This is a genomic window from Nitratireductor arenosus (assembly GCF_009742725.1).
Lineage (GTDB): Bacteria > Pseudomonadota > Alphaproteobacteria > Rhizobiales > Rhizobiaceae > Mangrovimarina > Mangrovimarina arenosa.
In genome coordinates this window covers 64,765-78,750 of the sequence record NZ_WPHG01000002.1, presented here as the reverse complement: position 1 = coordinate 78,750, position 13,986 = coordinate 64,765, and the positions used below count along the sequence as shown (strand labels likewise).

Below are 13,986 nucleotides of genomic sequence, written 5' to 3'. Positions count from 1 at the left end.
CGGCATGTTGACCGTTTACAATTGCATCATCACCGAGCACGATCTGCGGCTTGTGGTGCTCGCAGGCCTGACCTGCCTGATCGCGTCGCTGACTGCGGTCAATCTCCTCCACCACGTCGGCAAGGCCCGCAGACATATGCGCCATGTCTGGACGGCCGTATCGGCCATGGCGATCGGCTCGGGCGTCTGGGCCACCCATTTCATCGGCATGCTGGCCTTCCAGCCCGGTGTTCCCAACGGCTACGATCTCGGCCTCACCCTTGCCTCGCTGCTGGTGGCCGTTGTGGTCACTGGCGGCGGCATCGCCGTCGCGATCACGCGCCCGAACGTCGACAACCGCCTGGTCGGCGGCGCGATCATCGGCGCCGGCATCGCCGTGATGCACTATATTGGCATGGCCGCCTTCCAGGTCCAGGGCGTGATGGCCTGGGACCAGCTTCTCGTCGCCGCCTCGCTCGTAACCGGCGTCGGCCTCGGCGCGCTGTCCGTGTTCGTTGCGCTACGCTCGGACACGATCCTGTCGCGCATCGTCGGGGCGCTGGTGCTGACGCTTGCGATCTGCGGCATGCATTTCACCGGCATGGGCGCGGTGTCGATCCTGCCCGACGCGTCGATCGCCGTGCCGGCGAGCGCCATTCCTGCGCCGCTTCTGGCCGGCGCTGTCGCGGCGGCAAGCTTCATCATCCTGCTCCTGGTCTGCACCGCCCTTTGGGTCGACGTGCGAGACTATCGCAACGCCGAGAAAGAAGCCGCGCGCATGCACAACCTCGCCGACGCGGCGATCGAGGGGCTTCTGGTGTGTGGGGGTACCCGGCTCGTCACGGCCAATGCCAGCTTCATGGCGCTGACCGACTGGACCCCGGACATTCTCGCCGGCCGCCATCTCGCCGACCTGTTTCCCGATAAGGATGTGTGCAGCTCGCTGCTCGACGGCTCGCAGGAAATCTTCGAGACCGAGCTGGTCATCAATGACGGCAACAGCATCCCCGTCGAGCTGTTGTCGCGCTTCATCGACTATGGCGGCACACCGCATCTGGTGGTCGCCGTGCGCGACATCCGCGAGCGCAAGGCGGCCGAGGCCGACATTCGCAGGCTCGCCATGCACGACGCGTTGACGGGCCTGCCCAATCGCCGCGCCTTTTCCGCCCGCCTGGATGAGGAAATCCTCGCCGCCGGCAACACGGACGGCCATCTCGCGCTGTTGTGCCTCGACCTCGACCGGTTCAAGGAGGTCAATGATCTGTTCGGCCACGCCGCCGGCGATGTCATGCTCAAGAAGGTGGCGCGCTGCGTGTCGGGTGCGCTCGGCGAAGGGCAGATGCTGGCCCGCCTCGGCGGCGACGAATTCGCCATCGTCGCCCCGCGCCTGCAGCGCCCCGAGGACGCGTCGCGTATCGCAGAGGCGATCCTGAGATCGTTCCGCGAGGAAAACGAGGACGCCAGCAGCGAAGGGCTGATGTCGACCAGTATCGGCATCGCGTTGTTCCCCGCCGATGCAAGGGACCGTGAGGCGTTGCTGAGCAACGCGGACGCCGCGCTCTACCGCGCCAAGTCGGAAGGGCGCGACACCTGGCGCTTCTACGAGGAGGCAATGGGCATGGAGGCGCGCGCGCGGCGCCTGATGGAGCACGAATTGCGCCACGCCGTCGCCCGCAACGAATTCCGCCTCGTCTATCAACCGCAAAAAAAGCTCGACACCGGCGAGACGATCGGTTTCGAGGCGTTGTTGCGCTGGTCCAATGCCGAGCGCGGCAATGTCTCGCCGGCGGTCTTCGTCCCGATCGCCGAGGAAAGCGGCATCATCGTGCCAATCGGCGAATGGGTGTTGCGCACGGCCTGCGAGGAAGCCGCCACCTGGCAAAAGCCGGTGACGATCGCCGTCAACGTGTCGGCGATCCAGCTTCACAGCCCCAGCTTCGTGCACACGGTACACGAGATTCTCCTCCAGACCGGCCTGTCGCCCAGCCGGCTCGAAATCGAGATCACCGAAACCGCCCTTGTGCGCGATATGACCCGCGCCCTGACGACGCTGCGCCAACTCAAGGCGCTCGGCGTCCATATCGCCATGGACGATTTCGGCACCGGCTACTCCTCGCTGTCGAACCTGCGCGCCTTCCCCTTCGACAAGATCAAGATCGACGGCTCCTTTATCAAGCAGGTCGACACCAACGAACAGGCCGCCACCATCGTCAAGGCGGTACTCGGCATCGGCCGCGGCCTCGGCCTGCCGGTGCTGGCCGAAGGCGTGGAAACCTCGGAGGAGCTGAAATTTCTGGCCGGCGAATTCTGCCAGATCGGCCAGGGTTACCTGCTCGGCCGTCCGGGGCCGATCGCCTCGCTCGACGAAGGCAGCGAAGCCGAACAAGCGCGCGAATCCGACGCCGCCTGAGCGTCGACGGCCCCGAATTCCGGCAAAATCAGCGTATCGCAGCGGCGTTGCGCGACGCCGCCCCGCGTCGTATCGTGCCCCCGGCCAAACATTATCCGGCTAAAAGACATGCCGCCTGACCGGCGCTCCGCAACGGAGTGGAAAACCATGAGATCGACCCTTTCGACGACACCTGTCGGCCGCGCATCGCCGGGCGTGGCGCGATGAGCGGCTCGCTCGTGCTCCTGCATCTGGCGGGCGCCGTGGCGCTGTTGTTATGGGCCACGCGCATGGTGCGCACCGGCGTCGAGCGTGCCTACGGCAACATACTGCGCCACCGCCTGCGCGCCACCCTTCGCAACCCGCTGCTGGCGGTGCTGGCCGGCGCCGCGCTGGCCGTGGCGCTGCAGAGCGCGACGGCGGTCAGCCTCTTGGTCGGCTCTTTCGCGGGCGCCGGTATCGTTTCGGCGACGGCCGGACTGATCGCCGTTCTGGGCGCCGACATCGGCTCGGCGCTGGTCGTCAAGCTCTTGTCCTTCGATCTCGCCCTTCTGGTGCCGCTGTGCCTGGTCGCCGGCACGACGATGTTTCTGGCCACCCAGGCGCGCAACTGGCGCCAGTTCGGCCGCGTTCTGATCGGGATCGGCCTGCTGATCCTGTCGTTGCGCATGATCGGCGAGGCATCGGAACCGCTGCGCGACAGCCGCCTGCTTCCGGTCATCGTCGACTATCTCGCGGGCGACCCCGCCACCGCCTTCATCGTCGCCGCCGTCACCACCTGGTTGTTTCACTCCAGCGTCGCCGCCATCCTGCTCGTGGTGGCGCTGGCGGGCCGCGGCCTGGTTCCGGTTGAACTGGGACTGGTCTTCGTGCTCGGCGCCAATCTCGGCGGCGGCGTCATCGCCGCGATGCTGGCGCGCGCGATGCCCCCGCTGTCGCGCACCGTGCCGATCGGCAACCTGGTCGTGCGCGCCACCGGCGCGATCCTGGCCCTGATCGCGTTCATCCTTTTCGGGGCGCCGCTCGAACGGCTGGGCGCGACGGCAGCCGAGCAGATCATCCACGCCCATTTGCTGTTCAACGGCCTTCTGGCCTTGCTTGGCGTTCCGCTCGCCGGCCTCGTCGTCCGCCTGACGACGGCGGTCGTGTCGGCGCGTTCGACCCCCGCCGCCGATCTTCTCGCCGCCACCGAGCTCAGCGCGCTGAACGAGAACGCCCTGGACAAGCCGGCCCAGGCTCTGGCTAACGCGACGCGCGAGGTGGTGCGCGTGTGCGAGACCATCGAGGTCATGCTCAAGCGCATCATCGAACTATACGCCCATGCCGACAAGGACGGCATCGACGCGCTCGCCGCCCTCGACGACAGGGTCGACAAACGTCACGCCGCCATCAAACTCTATCTGGCCAGAACCACCGTGCGCCCATTGACCGAGGACGAGGCGCTGCGTTGCCAGGAGCTCATCGGGGCCTGCGTGAAACTCGAGCAGGTCGGCGACATCATCGTACGCAACATGCTCGTCCACGTACGCAAGAAGATGGAGCGCGGCCTCGAATTCACGGAAGAGGGCTGGCGTGAGTTGACCGGCTTCCATGCCGCCGTCACCGCCAATGCCAGGCTGGCCTTCAACGTGCTTGTGTCGCGCGACAGCGAGACCGCACGCCAGCTCGTTGCCGAAAAGGACCGGCTGCGCGATACGGAAAAGGCATCCAACCAGAGCCATTTCGACCGGCTGCGTGAAGGTACGGTGAAAAGCCTCGAGACGAGTTCCATCCATCTCGACACGCTGCGCGACCTGAAGCAGATCAATTCGCTGCTCGCCTCGATCGCCTACCCGGTACTGGAAGAACAGGGCATGCTCAGCGATACGCGCCTGAAAACCGGATAAGGTCGCGCGGCCAGCTTCGCGTCAGCGCAGCATGCCCTTGACGATGCCGCTCGCCTTGCCGAAATCCATCCGTCCGGGGAATTTTTCCTTCAGCGCGTCCATGCACTTGCCCATGTCGCGCAGGCCACCGGCGCCAACCTCGTTGATGACCTGCTCGCAGGCCTGTTTGACCGCCTCTTCCTCCAGCGGCCGTGGCAGGAAGCCGCGAATCACGGCAATCTCCTGGCGCTCCTGCTCGGCCAGTTCAAGACGGCCGGCCTCCTCGAAGGTTCGCGCCGATTCCACGCGCTGCTTGACCATCTTGATGAGAATCGCGGCAATGTCCTCGTCGCTGACCGGATCCTTGCCGGCCGTGCGGTTCGCGATATCGCGATCCTTCACAGCCGCCTGGATCAGTCGGATCGTCGACAGCCGGCGTTTGTCCTGGGCCTTTTGCGCGTCCCTGAGTGCGCACGCGAGTTTTTCGCGCATCGGATCCATCTCCATTCGCGGCCATGCACCATAGCGCCCCGACTTGGCCGAAGCAAACCGTTTGTTTTCTCTCAAGTCATTGTTTTCGTTAGGTAAAACTTTTGCCTTGGCATCAATCTTCAACGATTGACCGGCGTCCGCGCTTCGCCTATTGTTCGCGCCTTGCATGGACGTATACCTGTTCGCACGGATCGACGGCTTGCCGTAGGTCGCGTGCGTTTCTTCGCGCCATATGGCCTTTAGCCGCCCGGCTTTCAAGCCTGGGGCGAGCGACCTGACGGAGAATTGAGATGACGCATTCGACCGCGCCCTGGATCGTGACGCCGCCCACGGCCCTGCTCGTGCTGGCCGACGGGACGGAAATCGAAGGCGTCGGTCTCGGCGCCGAGGGAACCGCGGTCGGCGAGGTCTGCTTCAACACCGCGCTGACCGGCTACCAGGAAATCCTCACCGATCCGTCCTATGCCAGCCAGATCGTCACCTTCACCTTTCCGCATATCGGCAATGTCGGCGCCAATGACGAGGACATCGAGGATCTGACGCCGGCCGCGCGCGCCGGCGCCGTCGGTGCGGTGTTCAAATCCGATCTCACCGACCCGTCCAACCATCGCGCCACCGAACATTTGAACGACTGGTTGAAACGCCGCGGCATGGTCGCCATGTGCGGCATCGACACCCGCGCGCTGACGGCGCTGATCCGCGAAAAGGGCATGTCCAACGCCGTGATCGCGCACGCGCCCGACGGCACCTTCGACCGCGCCGAACTGAAGCGGCGCGCGGCCGAATGGCCTGGCCTGGTCGGGCTCGATCTGGCAAGAGAGGTCACGTCCGGCCAGAGTTCGACCTGGACCGAGACGCCGTGGCGGGTCGAGGACGGCTACGGCCGCCAGGACGAGCCGATGATGCATATCGTGGCGATCGACTATGGCGTCAAGCGCAACATATTGCGGCTTCTGGCCGGGCTCGGCGCCGAGGTCACCGTGGTGCCGGCCACGACCACGGCCGAGGATGTGCTGGCCATGCATCCAGACGGCATTTTTCTGTCCAACGGCCCCGGCGATCCGGCCGCCACCGGCGACTATGCCGTGCCCGTCATCCGTGATTTGCTGAAAAGCGACATTCCGGTATTCGGTATCTGCCTCGGCCACCAGATGCTGGCGCTGGCGCTCGGCGCCCGCACGGTCAAGATGCACCAGGGCCACCATGGCGCCAACCACCCGGTCAAGGACCACACCACCGGCAAGGTCGAGATCGTATCGATGAATCACGGCTTCGCCGTCGATTCGGCCTCGCTGCCCGATACCGTGGAAGAGACCCACGTCTCGCTCTTCGACGGCTCCAATTGCGGCATCGCCGTCAAGGGCCGGCCGGTGTTTTCGGTCCAGCAGCATCCCGAGGCCTCGCCGGGCCCGCAGGATTCGCACTATCTGTTCCGTCGCTTCATCAACCTGATCCGCCAGCGCAAGAGCGAGCCGGCGCTCGCCGAGCGCTGAAGCGCCGCGCAGTCGCGCTACGAAGCCAGCCGCAACCGTACCACCCGGTCGCGGATTTCGTCGAACACCTCGTCAAGCTGCGAGCGCGACGGCGCGTCGAAGAAATGTGCCGAGCTCGACGCGCAATCCTTGAGCATCATGCCTGTCTTCACGTCCGGCTCCTCGAGCCTGATCGTGTAGACGAGTATGTTCTGCGCCTTGGCGTTCTCACACGCCGCGAGTGTCTTTTCGTTCATCAGCTTGTTGGTGTCGGAGGACGAGCCGGCCGTGATCCCCAGCCGCCCGTCGACCAGATAACCCTGGCTCGCATAGCGCGATCCGAGCGCGTTTTTGGTATTGCCGAACACGTTCGAGCCGTCGGTCAGGACGATCATGATCTTCTCGACCCCGATTTCCTTGGGGTCGCGGCCTTCGGTGAAAGGCTCGCGCGGCGACAGCACCCGCATGCCCCAGGCCACCCCTTCCATAATGTTGGTATTGCCGTTGGCCTTGAGCGATTTGACCTTGTTGACGATCGCCTTGAAATCGGTGTTCAGCGCCATGATGGGCTGGGTCACGCAATCGCGGTTCGGCCCTCGCCCGCCCGACATCTTGGCGTCCGGTGCCAGCCATTCGAGCGTGGGATCGATCGGCAGAAGCGTGGTCACACCATATTTCAGCAGCTTCTTGATCTTGCCTTTCGGCGTGTTGTCCAGCGGATCCGCGTCCGAGCCGATATAGCTGTTGGAATAACCGTCCTCGTCGGGCTCGTCGATCGAGAAGGCCGGCACGAACAGGCTCGCCGCGTCTTTCTCGTTCGGCGCGCTGTCCTCGACATCGTGGGCGACCTTGCCGCCGCCGTAGCGTGTCTCCACGCAGCCGGCCCAGTCCTCGCCGAGATGATTGAACAGCTCGAACCGGCTCAACCCCTGCTGCAGCTCGACCTGCGGAAAATCGGCCTCGCCCTTCAGGTCGAGCCATTTGGCGCCGGTCTTGTTCTTGATCTTGCCGTTTTTCTTGAATTCGGGCCCGTATTGCGGGCCGACATTGACGAAATTAGCGAACGGAACCACCGCGAATTTCAGCTTGTCCTTCCCTTTGACCTGGGCCGACATGGTGTTGACCAGACCGAGAACGGCATCCTTCATCGCGATCAGCTTGCCGCCGGCCATGGAGCCGGTCGTGTCGAGCACCAGCGCGATCTCGTAATTGGTATAGGCAAGGTCGGCCGAGGATTTGGCCGAGACTTTCCAGTTCTCGTAGCCCAGAAGCGAGCCGAAGGTCAGGTTGGCGCGCGCCGCCGCCTTGATGTCGACCTTGGTGCCCGAGCGTTTGATCTCCATATCCGCGAAACGCGGATCGAAATTCGTGTCGAGAAACTGCTTGGCGATCTTGTTGGCTTCCGCGTCGGAGAGCGACTCGCCTTCGCGCGCGATCGCCAGCGCGGCCGAATCCATCGCCTGCTGCAGTTGCGCCTGCCGGGCGCTGATCGAGGCCAGGTCGACCGCCGTGCCACCGGCGAGCAGCAATGGCAGCATCGCCAGCGCCATCATCATCCCGTAATGGCCGCTTTCGTCGCGGCGGAAAAGCTGGACCAGAGACCGTGCCATGCCAAACCCCCTCGGCAATTTGCAAGGGGCGATTGTAGGACAGCTCAATTAATGCGCGGATAACAGGCAGACTTAACGGTTTCATAAGAAATTCCGCCAAACGCCGACCGTTCGGGTCAAACAGTCCGTATCGGATATTTGCCTTGGTCACCGGCCCATGGCGGCCGAAGCCGGAGCTTGCAATCCGGCACGGCGTTCTCCTTGACGGTCGTGCGACACGGTCGCACGGACGGCCTCGGTTTCAGACCGGGCCCTTGAAGGTGTCACAGGCGTCCAGCCGGCCGCTTTCCAGACCGCGCGAAAACCATTCGCGCCGCTGCGCCGACGTGCCGTGGTTGAAGCTTTCGGGCACCACGTAACCCTGCGTGCGCCGTTGCAGCGTGTCGTCGCCGATCTGGTTGGCGGCGTTGAGCGCCTCGTCGATATCGCCCGTTTCCAACAGTCCCTTCTGCGCCGTGAAATGAGCCCACACGCCGGCGAAGCAGTCGGCCTGCAACTCGACGCGGATCGACATCTGGTTGGCTTCGGTCTGGCTCATGCGCTGGCGCATTGCGTTGAATTTGGGCAGGACGCCGATCAGGTTCTGCACATGGTGTCCGACTTCGTGCGCGATCACATAGGCCTGCGCGAAATCGCCGGACGCGCCGAAGCGGCGCGCGAGCTCGTCGAAAAAATTCAGGTCGAGATAGAGCTTTTTGTCGCCCGGACAATAAAACGGTCCCGACGCGGCCGAGGCGAAGCCGCAGGCCGAGCGCACCTGGCCCGAAAAGAGCACCATTTTCGGCTCGGCATAGGTCGCGCCCTCGGCCTGGAATATGCCCTTCCACACGTCTTCCGTCTCGGCCAGCACCACGCCGGCGAACTGCGCGGCCTCGTCGCTGGCCTGCGTCCGCTGCTGGCCGGCCGGCGGCGCGCCGCCGGTATCTTGCGACAGCATTTCCAGCGGGTCGATGCCGCAGGCCCTGAGCGCGAAGAACAGCACCACCAGGATAATGATGCCGGAAAGCCCGCCGCCGCGCCCGCCGATCCGGCCGACCGGGATGCGCACGCCGCCGCCGCCGCGACCGAAGCCGCCGCCGCCACGCCCGCGTTGATCCTCAACATTAGAGCTTTGCCGTCTGCCTCGCCAACGCATGTCGAACCTCCTCGCCAGCCCACCGCGTCCGCCGCCAGGTGGAGCGCATGCTCTCATGACTGGTCTTAAACAAACATTTTGTGTCCGTCATGCGTCAAGTGGCCGACGCCGGCACGACAGCTGATCAGCGCAGCAGAAACACCTTGACGCTGCGCTGGTAGACCTCGACCTCGATCAGCGGCGAGCCGTTGACGATCGCCCGACGGGTGCGCGAATCCATCGCCCCGCCCCGCTCGAGCATGTTTTGCAGACGCCCGCGCGCCTTCGCGGAGGCGAACCAGGAATCGCCGGTGTCCTCCGCGTCGATCCGCCCGAACTTGTGGTAATTGGCGCGGTCCTGACGAACGATCTGCGCGGCGCTTTCGAGCGGATAACCGTCGCTCGCCTCGTGGTCATGGCCTGAAATCCGCGCCACATAGGAGCCGAGATAGGTGTCGGCCGCCGCCGTTGTGGCCGAAGCCGCGACGATCGCGGCCACAAGAAAAGTCCGTCTGAAAAACATGGCAAGCCCTCCGTGCGTACGCCCCGATCCTCTTTGCCCCTTCGCGCCCGCTTGCCCTTTATCCGGGTCGATCCGCCGAAGTGCCCGCGCATCCTACGACGCCGCGCCGCACGGAGATAGCCGTCATGGGCAGAACATCACGCACGAATTCCGCCGGGCCGCCGGCCGGACGCCGCCACGCTTCATGTCGCCGCGGCGCTCTATCGCCAGTTGGTCAGGCGCGACCGCATCCTCGCCCGCATCCTGCCGGCCCTCGGCCGCGCGCCAGCCTGCCCCCTGAGCGAGCGCGACCGGCGGCGGGCCGACGACGGCCGGCGCGGGGTGCGCGTGGGTCCGCCCGCCCGCGCCAGTCCCGCCGGCCGCCTTGCTCTTGCCGCAGCCGCCGGCCACAGTGGCGGCGAACGCGAACCGGGGTCCTTGATGGGCGGTTTTGTCTCCGGCACGCGGCTGCTGCGCGTTGGTGCGGGCCTCGTGCTGTTGTTTATCCTTTTCACCTTGTCGGCGGTCGCCGCCGCGCAAGAAGCGCGCGCCCTGCGCGGCGTGGCGCTGGTGATCGGCAATGGCGACTACGCCCATCTTCCCAAACTCGCCAATCCCGAAAACGATGCCGATGCGATCGAGGAACTGCTCGCCGATCTCGGTTTTGAGTCCGTGCGCCGCACTGACCGCGACGCGAAGGATCTCGCCCGCGATCTCGACCGCTTCGTCGAGGATGCCGCCGAGGCCGATGTGGCGGTGTTTTATTATGCCGGCCACGGCATCGAGGCCGGCGGCGAGAATTTCCTGATCCCCGTCGACGCGGATCTGTCGGCCCTTGGCGCGGCGTCCGAGCGCCTCGTGCCGCTCAACGACATTCTCGCCCGGCTGCGTGAAACCGTCTCCGTCACCATCCTGCTGCTCGACGCCTGCCGCGACAATCCGTTCCCGCCCGGCGCGACGCTCAAACGCACCGCCGGCGCCCAGCCGGTGCCGGTCTCGGCCGGCGGCCTGGCCGAGACGCGCGGCGCCCGCACCCTTGCCGACACGCCGGCCGATACGACCGCCGGCCCGCTCGGCATGGTGATCGGCTTCGCCGCCGAGCCGGGCCGCCCGGCGCTCGACGGCGCCGGCGACAACAGCCCCTATGCGGCCGCGCTGCTGCGCCACGTTTCCGCCATGGCCGGCACCGAATTCGGCACCGTCATGCGCATGGTCGCCGAGGAGGTCTATCTGACGACCGGCGGCCGACAGCTTCCGTGGACGAATGCCAGCCTGCGCCGCCTGCTTTATTTCGGCGAGGCGCCCGCGCCGGTCGAAGGGCCGCCGGGCGAAATCCTCGCCGAGCGCCGGCGCCTGCTCCTGACCATCGCCGACCTGCCGGCGGTGCGCCGCACCCAGGCCGAGAACCTCGCCCGCGGCGGCGAGGTGCCGATGAGCGTCGTCTTCGCCATGATGCAGGCGCTCGGCGTCGACGCGACCGGCGACCCGGCCGCGGTCGAGGCGCGGCTGCGCGCCGAAATCGAGCGCTTCGCCGAAAACCGCCGGGCAAACGAGGCCCTCGCCAATCCCGATCCGGAGATCGAGCGCCTGTCGCGCCTGGCCGACGAGGCCGAACTGGAAGGCGCGCTCGAGACCGCCGATCGGCTGCGCGAAGGCGCCAAGCAGCGCGTCGCGGCGCTGCGGTCGACCCGCGACCGGCAGATCGCCGCCCTGCGCGACCGCATTGCCGAGGATGCCGCGGTCTTTGCCCGCAGCGCGGAGACCAAAAAACTACTCTTCCGCCACGCCGAGGCCGCCGACGATTATGCCGAGGCCGGCGCGATCCTCGCCGATTGGGACGACAAAAAAGCGCGGGACTACCGCCGCGCGGAAATCGCCGCGCGCCTGACCGATGCCGAGTTGAAGGGATCGCGATCCTCGCTCGCCGCCGCCGAACGCCTGGCGCGCGAGACGCTGGTTGACCGCGACGGACTGCCCGCCGGCGAGCGGGCCCGTTTCGCGCATGGCCTGGCCCGCGCCCTGATGCTGCGCGGCGCCAAAACCGGCGACGACGCCGCCGTTCACGAAGCGCTGGGCGTGCTCGAAACGGCCGGCGCCGACGCCGAGGCGCTGCCGGCCGGCGAGCGCGCCAGGCTTTTGCTCGATGCCGGGCGCGCCGGCGGGCAAATCGCGTTGACGGCCGGCGACGACGCCACTTTGGCGGCGGCCGAAACCAGATTTGCCGAGGCTGCCGCGCTCGCCAGCCAGGCCGCAGATCGGGCGACGGAGGCCGAGGCGCGTTTCCGGCACGTGCAGGCGCTTTATTATCGCTGGGCGGCCGCGCCCTCTTTGATGCTTTTCGCCGCCTTGCAGGGCGAGCTCGGCGCGCTTGGCGCCATGCTCGACACCGACGGCGACATCGATCCGCTGTCGGCGCGCTACGCGGTACGCGCGCCGCAGATCGCGCTCGATCTCGCCATGCGCCTGAACACGACCGAGGCCCTGTCGACGGCGGCCGAGATGAACGCCATGACCGCCGGCCTGTTCGACCGCGAGCGTTTTCCCCTGCTCTGGGCCGAGATCGCCACCACCGGCGGGCGCATCGGGCTGGAATGGGCGGATCGTTTCGGCGATCCCTCCGAGCTTACTTCGGCACTCGAGGCGCACGAGGCCGCGTTGGCGATCTTCCGCCAGGCCGGCGCGCGGGCCGCCGCCCTCGACGCAGCCTGGCAACGCGCGCTGACCCTGGTGGCGATCGGCCTGCGCGAGGACGGCACGCGGCACCTCGCCGCGGCGCTGGACGCGCTCGACGCCGTCGAACGCGACCCCCTCGCCGGTTCCAACCCGCGACAGCTCCGGCTGGTCCGGCTGCAAAAGGCGCGGGTGCGCGCCGGCATCGGCCGGCGCCAGGGCGATGCAGCCACGTTGGACGAGGCCGTCGCCGGGCTCAGGGCCGCCCATGACAGCTTCGACCCGGCCGGCGAGCCGCAATTGGCGACCTTCGCGCAGGCCGAGCTCGGCAAGGCGGTGCAGGCGCTGGCGGCCCTTAATGACGATGCCGAGGGTCTGCGCGAAAGCGTCGACCTGCTGGAAACCGCGATCGGGCACTACGAGGCATGGCAGGCACCGGCCGCCAACCCGGTCCCGTTCGTCGAGCTTTTCGCGCATTATGCCGACGCGGCCGCGAGGCTGGCGCTCGCGACTGGCAGCCCCGGCGACATCGACCGCGCGGTCGCGGCCGGAACCCGGATCAACCGCCATATGCGGGATTTCGACAACCAGCAGGGGATCGCGCTCACCGCCAACACGCTGGCCTTCGTCATCGTCCAGGGCCTGCGCGCCGATTTCGACGCCGACCGGCTGGCGCTGGCCGAGGAAATGGCCGCGGCCGCCCTGGCGCGGGCGCCCGCTTTGCCCGCCTTTGCCGGCTATTTCGAAAACACCGCCTGCGAGGTGCGCACCGAAAAGGCCCGCCACGACGCCGACCTGGCGGCCGCGCGCCACGCCCTGGCGTTGTGCGAAAGCGGTCTGGCGAAGCTCGAAATCATCGACGACGCGGAAGCGGTGGCGACCGCGCAAAAAGCCGTCGCCCGGGCCAAAGCGCTAATCGCGATGCTCGCCGCGCAATAGACGTCCGGCAGGCCCGCAAGCCCTATCCCGGCAGCCCGTCGAGCGTCGGAACCGCGCTGAGCCCCGTATCCCAGTTCGCCCGGCTCGCGCAGCAAATATGCGCGGTCGGCCGTATCTCCACCGGGCTGTCGAGGCTTCCGGCCGGCACCACCAGCATGGCGCCGTCTGCCTGTAGCGTTGGAACGGCCGAGCCGCATTCGGTGCAAAAACTCTTTTCGTGCCGGGTCCCGGGCACCCGGTAGGTCCTGATCTTGTCCTGCCCCGACGGCCAGGCGATCGTCGCGGTGGAGGAAAACAGATTGGCCGCGTGCGCGGAGCCGGTATCCTTTCGGCACCGCCGGCAATGGCACAGGAAAAACGCTTCGAACGCACCGCTGATCTCGAATGCGACGGCGCCGCACAAACACGCACCGACGGTTTTTTGGGTCACGAACCACCTCGCTCTCGTCTGAAAGGGCCGCGCACGCCGGCCGACAGCCTTGTCCTAAAGACCGCGCCCCCGATTCGCGACCCGTCCGGTCCGGCGATCGGCAAAAATACGCCGGACATGCGCCGGCGAAAGCCGGCCGGCACACATCGTCACAAGGGCGGCACGGGGTTTTCCAAACATGGCGTGCTCGCCGACAGGCGCATCCATGCGGCCGCCGAATTCGACGTTTCCAACGCCCGCCGCGGCAACGCGCGCTCCATGCGCGGCGCCAGGAAAACACGTCAAGTCGCGCTTCCGCGTCCACGAAAACGCAGCCACGCGGCGCAGCGCCGGCGAAACGGCATAGGCGCGCATGGCCGCGCGGCCGGTTTGTGTGTTGGATTGCGCCGTAACCGGCGCTTTCGGCTCTTCCCTCGCGGTTTTCTCTCCCCTATAAGGCCCGCCTAGCCTGACAAGATTTTCTCTTGCGCACCGACCGGGCTCCGCGATGCGCCACGGCGCTCCCCGGAGACGCCCCGCGCCGG

At 66.8% G+C, this 13,986-nt stretch carries 10 protein-coding genes; 5 read left to right on the top strand and 5 right to left on the bottom strand.

Translation table 11 applies throughout. The annotated features are described in order from the left end of the window. The first annotated feature begins 4 nt into the window (after positions 1-4). Entirely contained in the window at positions 5-2,389 is a 2,385-nt protein-coding gene (locus GN330_RS07285) for an EAL domain-containing protein (RefSeq protein WP_156712047.1), read from the top strand. A 203-nt stretch (positions 2,390-2,592) separates the two neighbouring features. Then, on the top strand, positions 2,593-4,254 hold the full coding sequence (locus tag GN330_RS07280; RefSeq protein WP_156712046.1) for a Na/Pi cotransporter family protein: 1,662 nt from the start codon (positions 2,593-2,595) through the stop codon (positions 4,252-4,254). Positions 4,255-4,275: 21 nt separating this feature from the next. Here GN330_RS07280 and GN330_RS07275 read toward each other — a convergent pair whose 3' ends face one another. Next, on the bottom strand, positions 4,276-4,725 hold the full coding sequence (locus tag GN330_RS07275) for a GatB/YqeY domain-containing protein (protein WP_156712865.1): 450 nt from the start codon (positions 4,723-4,725) through the stop codon (positions 4,276-4,278). A gap of 290 nt (positions 4,726-5,015) precedes the next feature. Here GN330_RS07275 and carA point away from each other — a divergent pair, with 290 nt between their 5' ends. Next, on the top strand, positions 5,016-6,218 hold the full coding sequence (gene carA, locus GN330_RS07270) for a glutamine-hydrolyzing carbamoyl-phosphate synthase small subunit (protein WP_156712045.1): 1,203 nt from the start codon (positions 5,016-5,018) through the stop codon (positions 6,216-6,218). Between the two features lie 17 nt (positions 6,219-6,235). Here carA and GN330_RS07265 read toward each other — a convergent pair whose 3' ends face one another. The 3 genes from GN330_RS07265 to GN330_RS07255 all read right to left on the bottom strand — a co-directional run bounded on the left by GN330_RS07265 (position 6,236) and on the right by GN330_RS07255 (position 9,444). Continuing rightward, on the bottom strand, positions 6,236-7,807 hold the full coding sequence (locus GN330_RS07265; protein ID WP_246188586.1) for a pilus assembly protein TadG-related protein: 1,572 nt from the start codon (positions 7,805-7,807) through the stop codon (positions 6,236-6,238). A 241-nt stretch (positions 7,808-8,048) separates the two neighbouring features. Continuing rightward, positions 8,049-8,942, bottom strand: a complete 894-nt coding sequence (ypfJ, locus tag GN330_RS07260) for a KPN_02809 family neutral zinc metallopeptidase (protein ID WP_156712044.1) — start codon at positions 8,940-8,942, stop codon at positions 8,049-8,051. A gap of 124 nt (positions 8,943-9,066) precedes the next feature. Continuing rightward, positions 9,067-9,444: a hypothetical protein gene (locus GN330_RS07255; RefSeq protein ID WP_156712043.1), complete on the bottom strand. Its 378-nt coding sequence runs from the start codon at positions 9,442-9,444 to the stop codon at positions 9,067-9,069. 210 nt (positions 9,445-9,654) lie between these two features. Between GN330_RS07255 and GN330_RS07250 the strand changes: the two genes are divergently transcribed. After that, positions 9,655-13,032, top strand: coding sequence for a caspase family protein (locus GN330_RS07250; RefSeq protein ID WP_156712042.1), 3,378 nt, complete (start codon positions 9,655-9,657; stop codon positions 13,030-13,032). Between the two features lie 22 nt (positions 13,033-13,054). Here the strand turns inward: GN330_RS07250 and GN330_RS07245 are convergent, their stop codons facing one another. Continuing rightward, entirely contained in the window at positions 13,055-13,462 is a 408-nt protein-coding gene (locus GN330_RS07245; protein ID WP_343040398.1) for a GFA family protein, read from the bottom strand. Between GN330_RS07245 and GN330_RS23430 the strand changes: the two genes are divergently transcribed. Continuing rightward, positions 13,376-13,909: a hypothetical protein gene (locus GN330_RS23430; RefSeq protein WP_197435139.1), complete on the top strand. Its 534-nt coding sequence runs from the start codon at positions 13,376-13,378 to the stop codon at positions 13,907-13,909. The genes GN330_RS07245 and GN330_RS23430 overlap by 87 nt on opposite strands. Positions 13,910-13,986: the final 77 nt, after the last annotated feature.

What these genes read in the sequence shown, in the direction of transcription:
- GN330_RS07265 (WP_246188586.1), bottom strand. Translation starts at nt 7,807, where the DNA reads ATGGCACGGTCTCTGGTCCAGCTTTTCCGCCGCGACGAAAGCGGCCAT.
- GN330_RS07255 (WP_156712043.1), bottom strand. Translation starts at nt 9,444, where the DNA reads ATGTTTTTCAGACGGACTTTTCTTGTGGCCGCGATCGTCGCGGCTTCG.
- GN330_RS23430 (WP_197435139.1), top strand. Translation starts at nt 13,376, where the DNA reads ATGGCACAGGAAAAACGCTTCGAACGCACCGCTGATCTCGAATGCGAC.
- ypfJ (WP_156712044.1), bottom strand. Translation starts at nt 8,942, where the DNA reads ATGCGTTGGCGAGGCAGACGGCAAAGCTCTAATGTTGAGGATCAACGC.
- GN330_RS07275 (WP_156712865.1), bottom strand. Translation starts at nt 4,725, where the DNA reads ATGCGCGAAAAACTCGCGTGCGCACTCAGGGACGCGCAAAAGGCCCAG.
- GN330_RS07285 (WP_156712047.1), top strand. Translation starts at nt 5, where the DNA reads ATGTTGACCGTTTACAATTGCATCATCACCGAGCACGATCTGCGGCTT.
- GN330_RS07280 (WP_156712046.1), top strand. Translation starts at nt 2,593, where the DNA reads ATGAGCGGCTCGCTCGTGCTCCTGCATCTGGCGGGCGCCGTGGCGCTG.
- carA (WP_156712045.1), top strand. Translation starts at nt 5,016, where the DNA reads ATGACGCATTCGACCGCGCCCTGGATCGTGACGCCGCCCACGGCCCTG.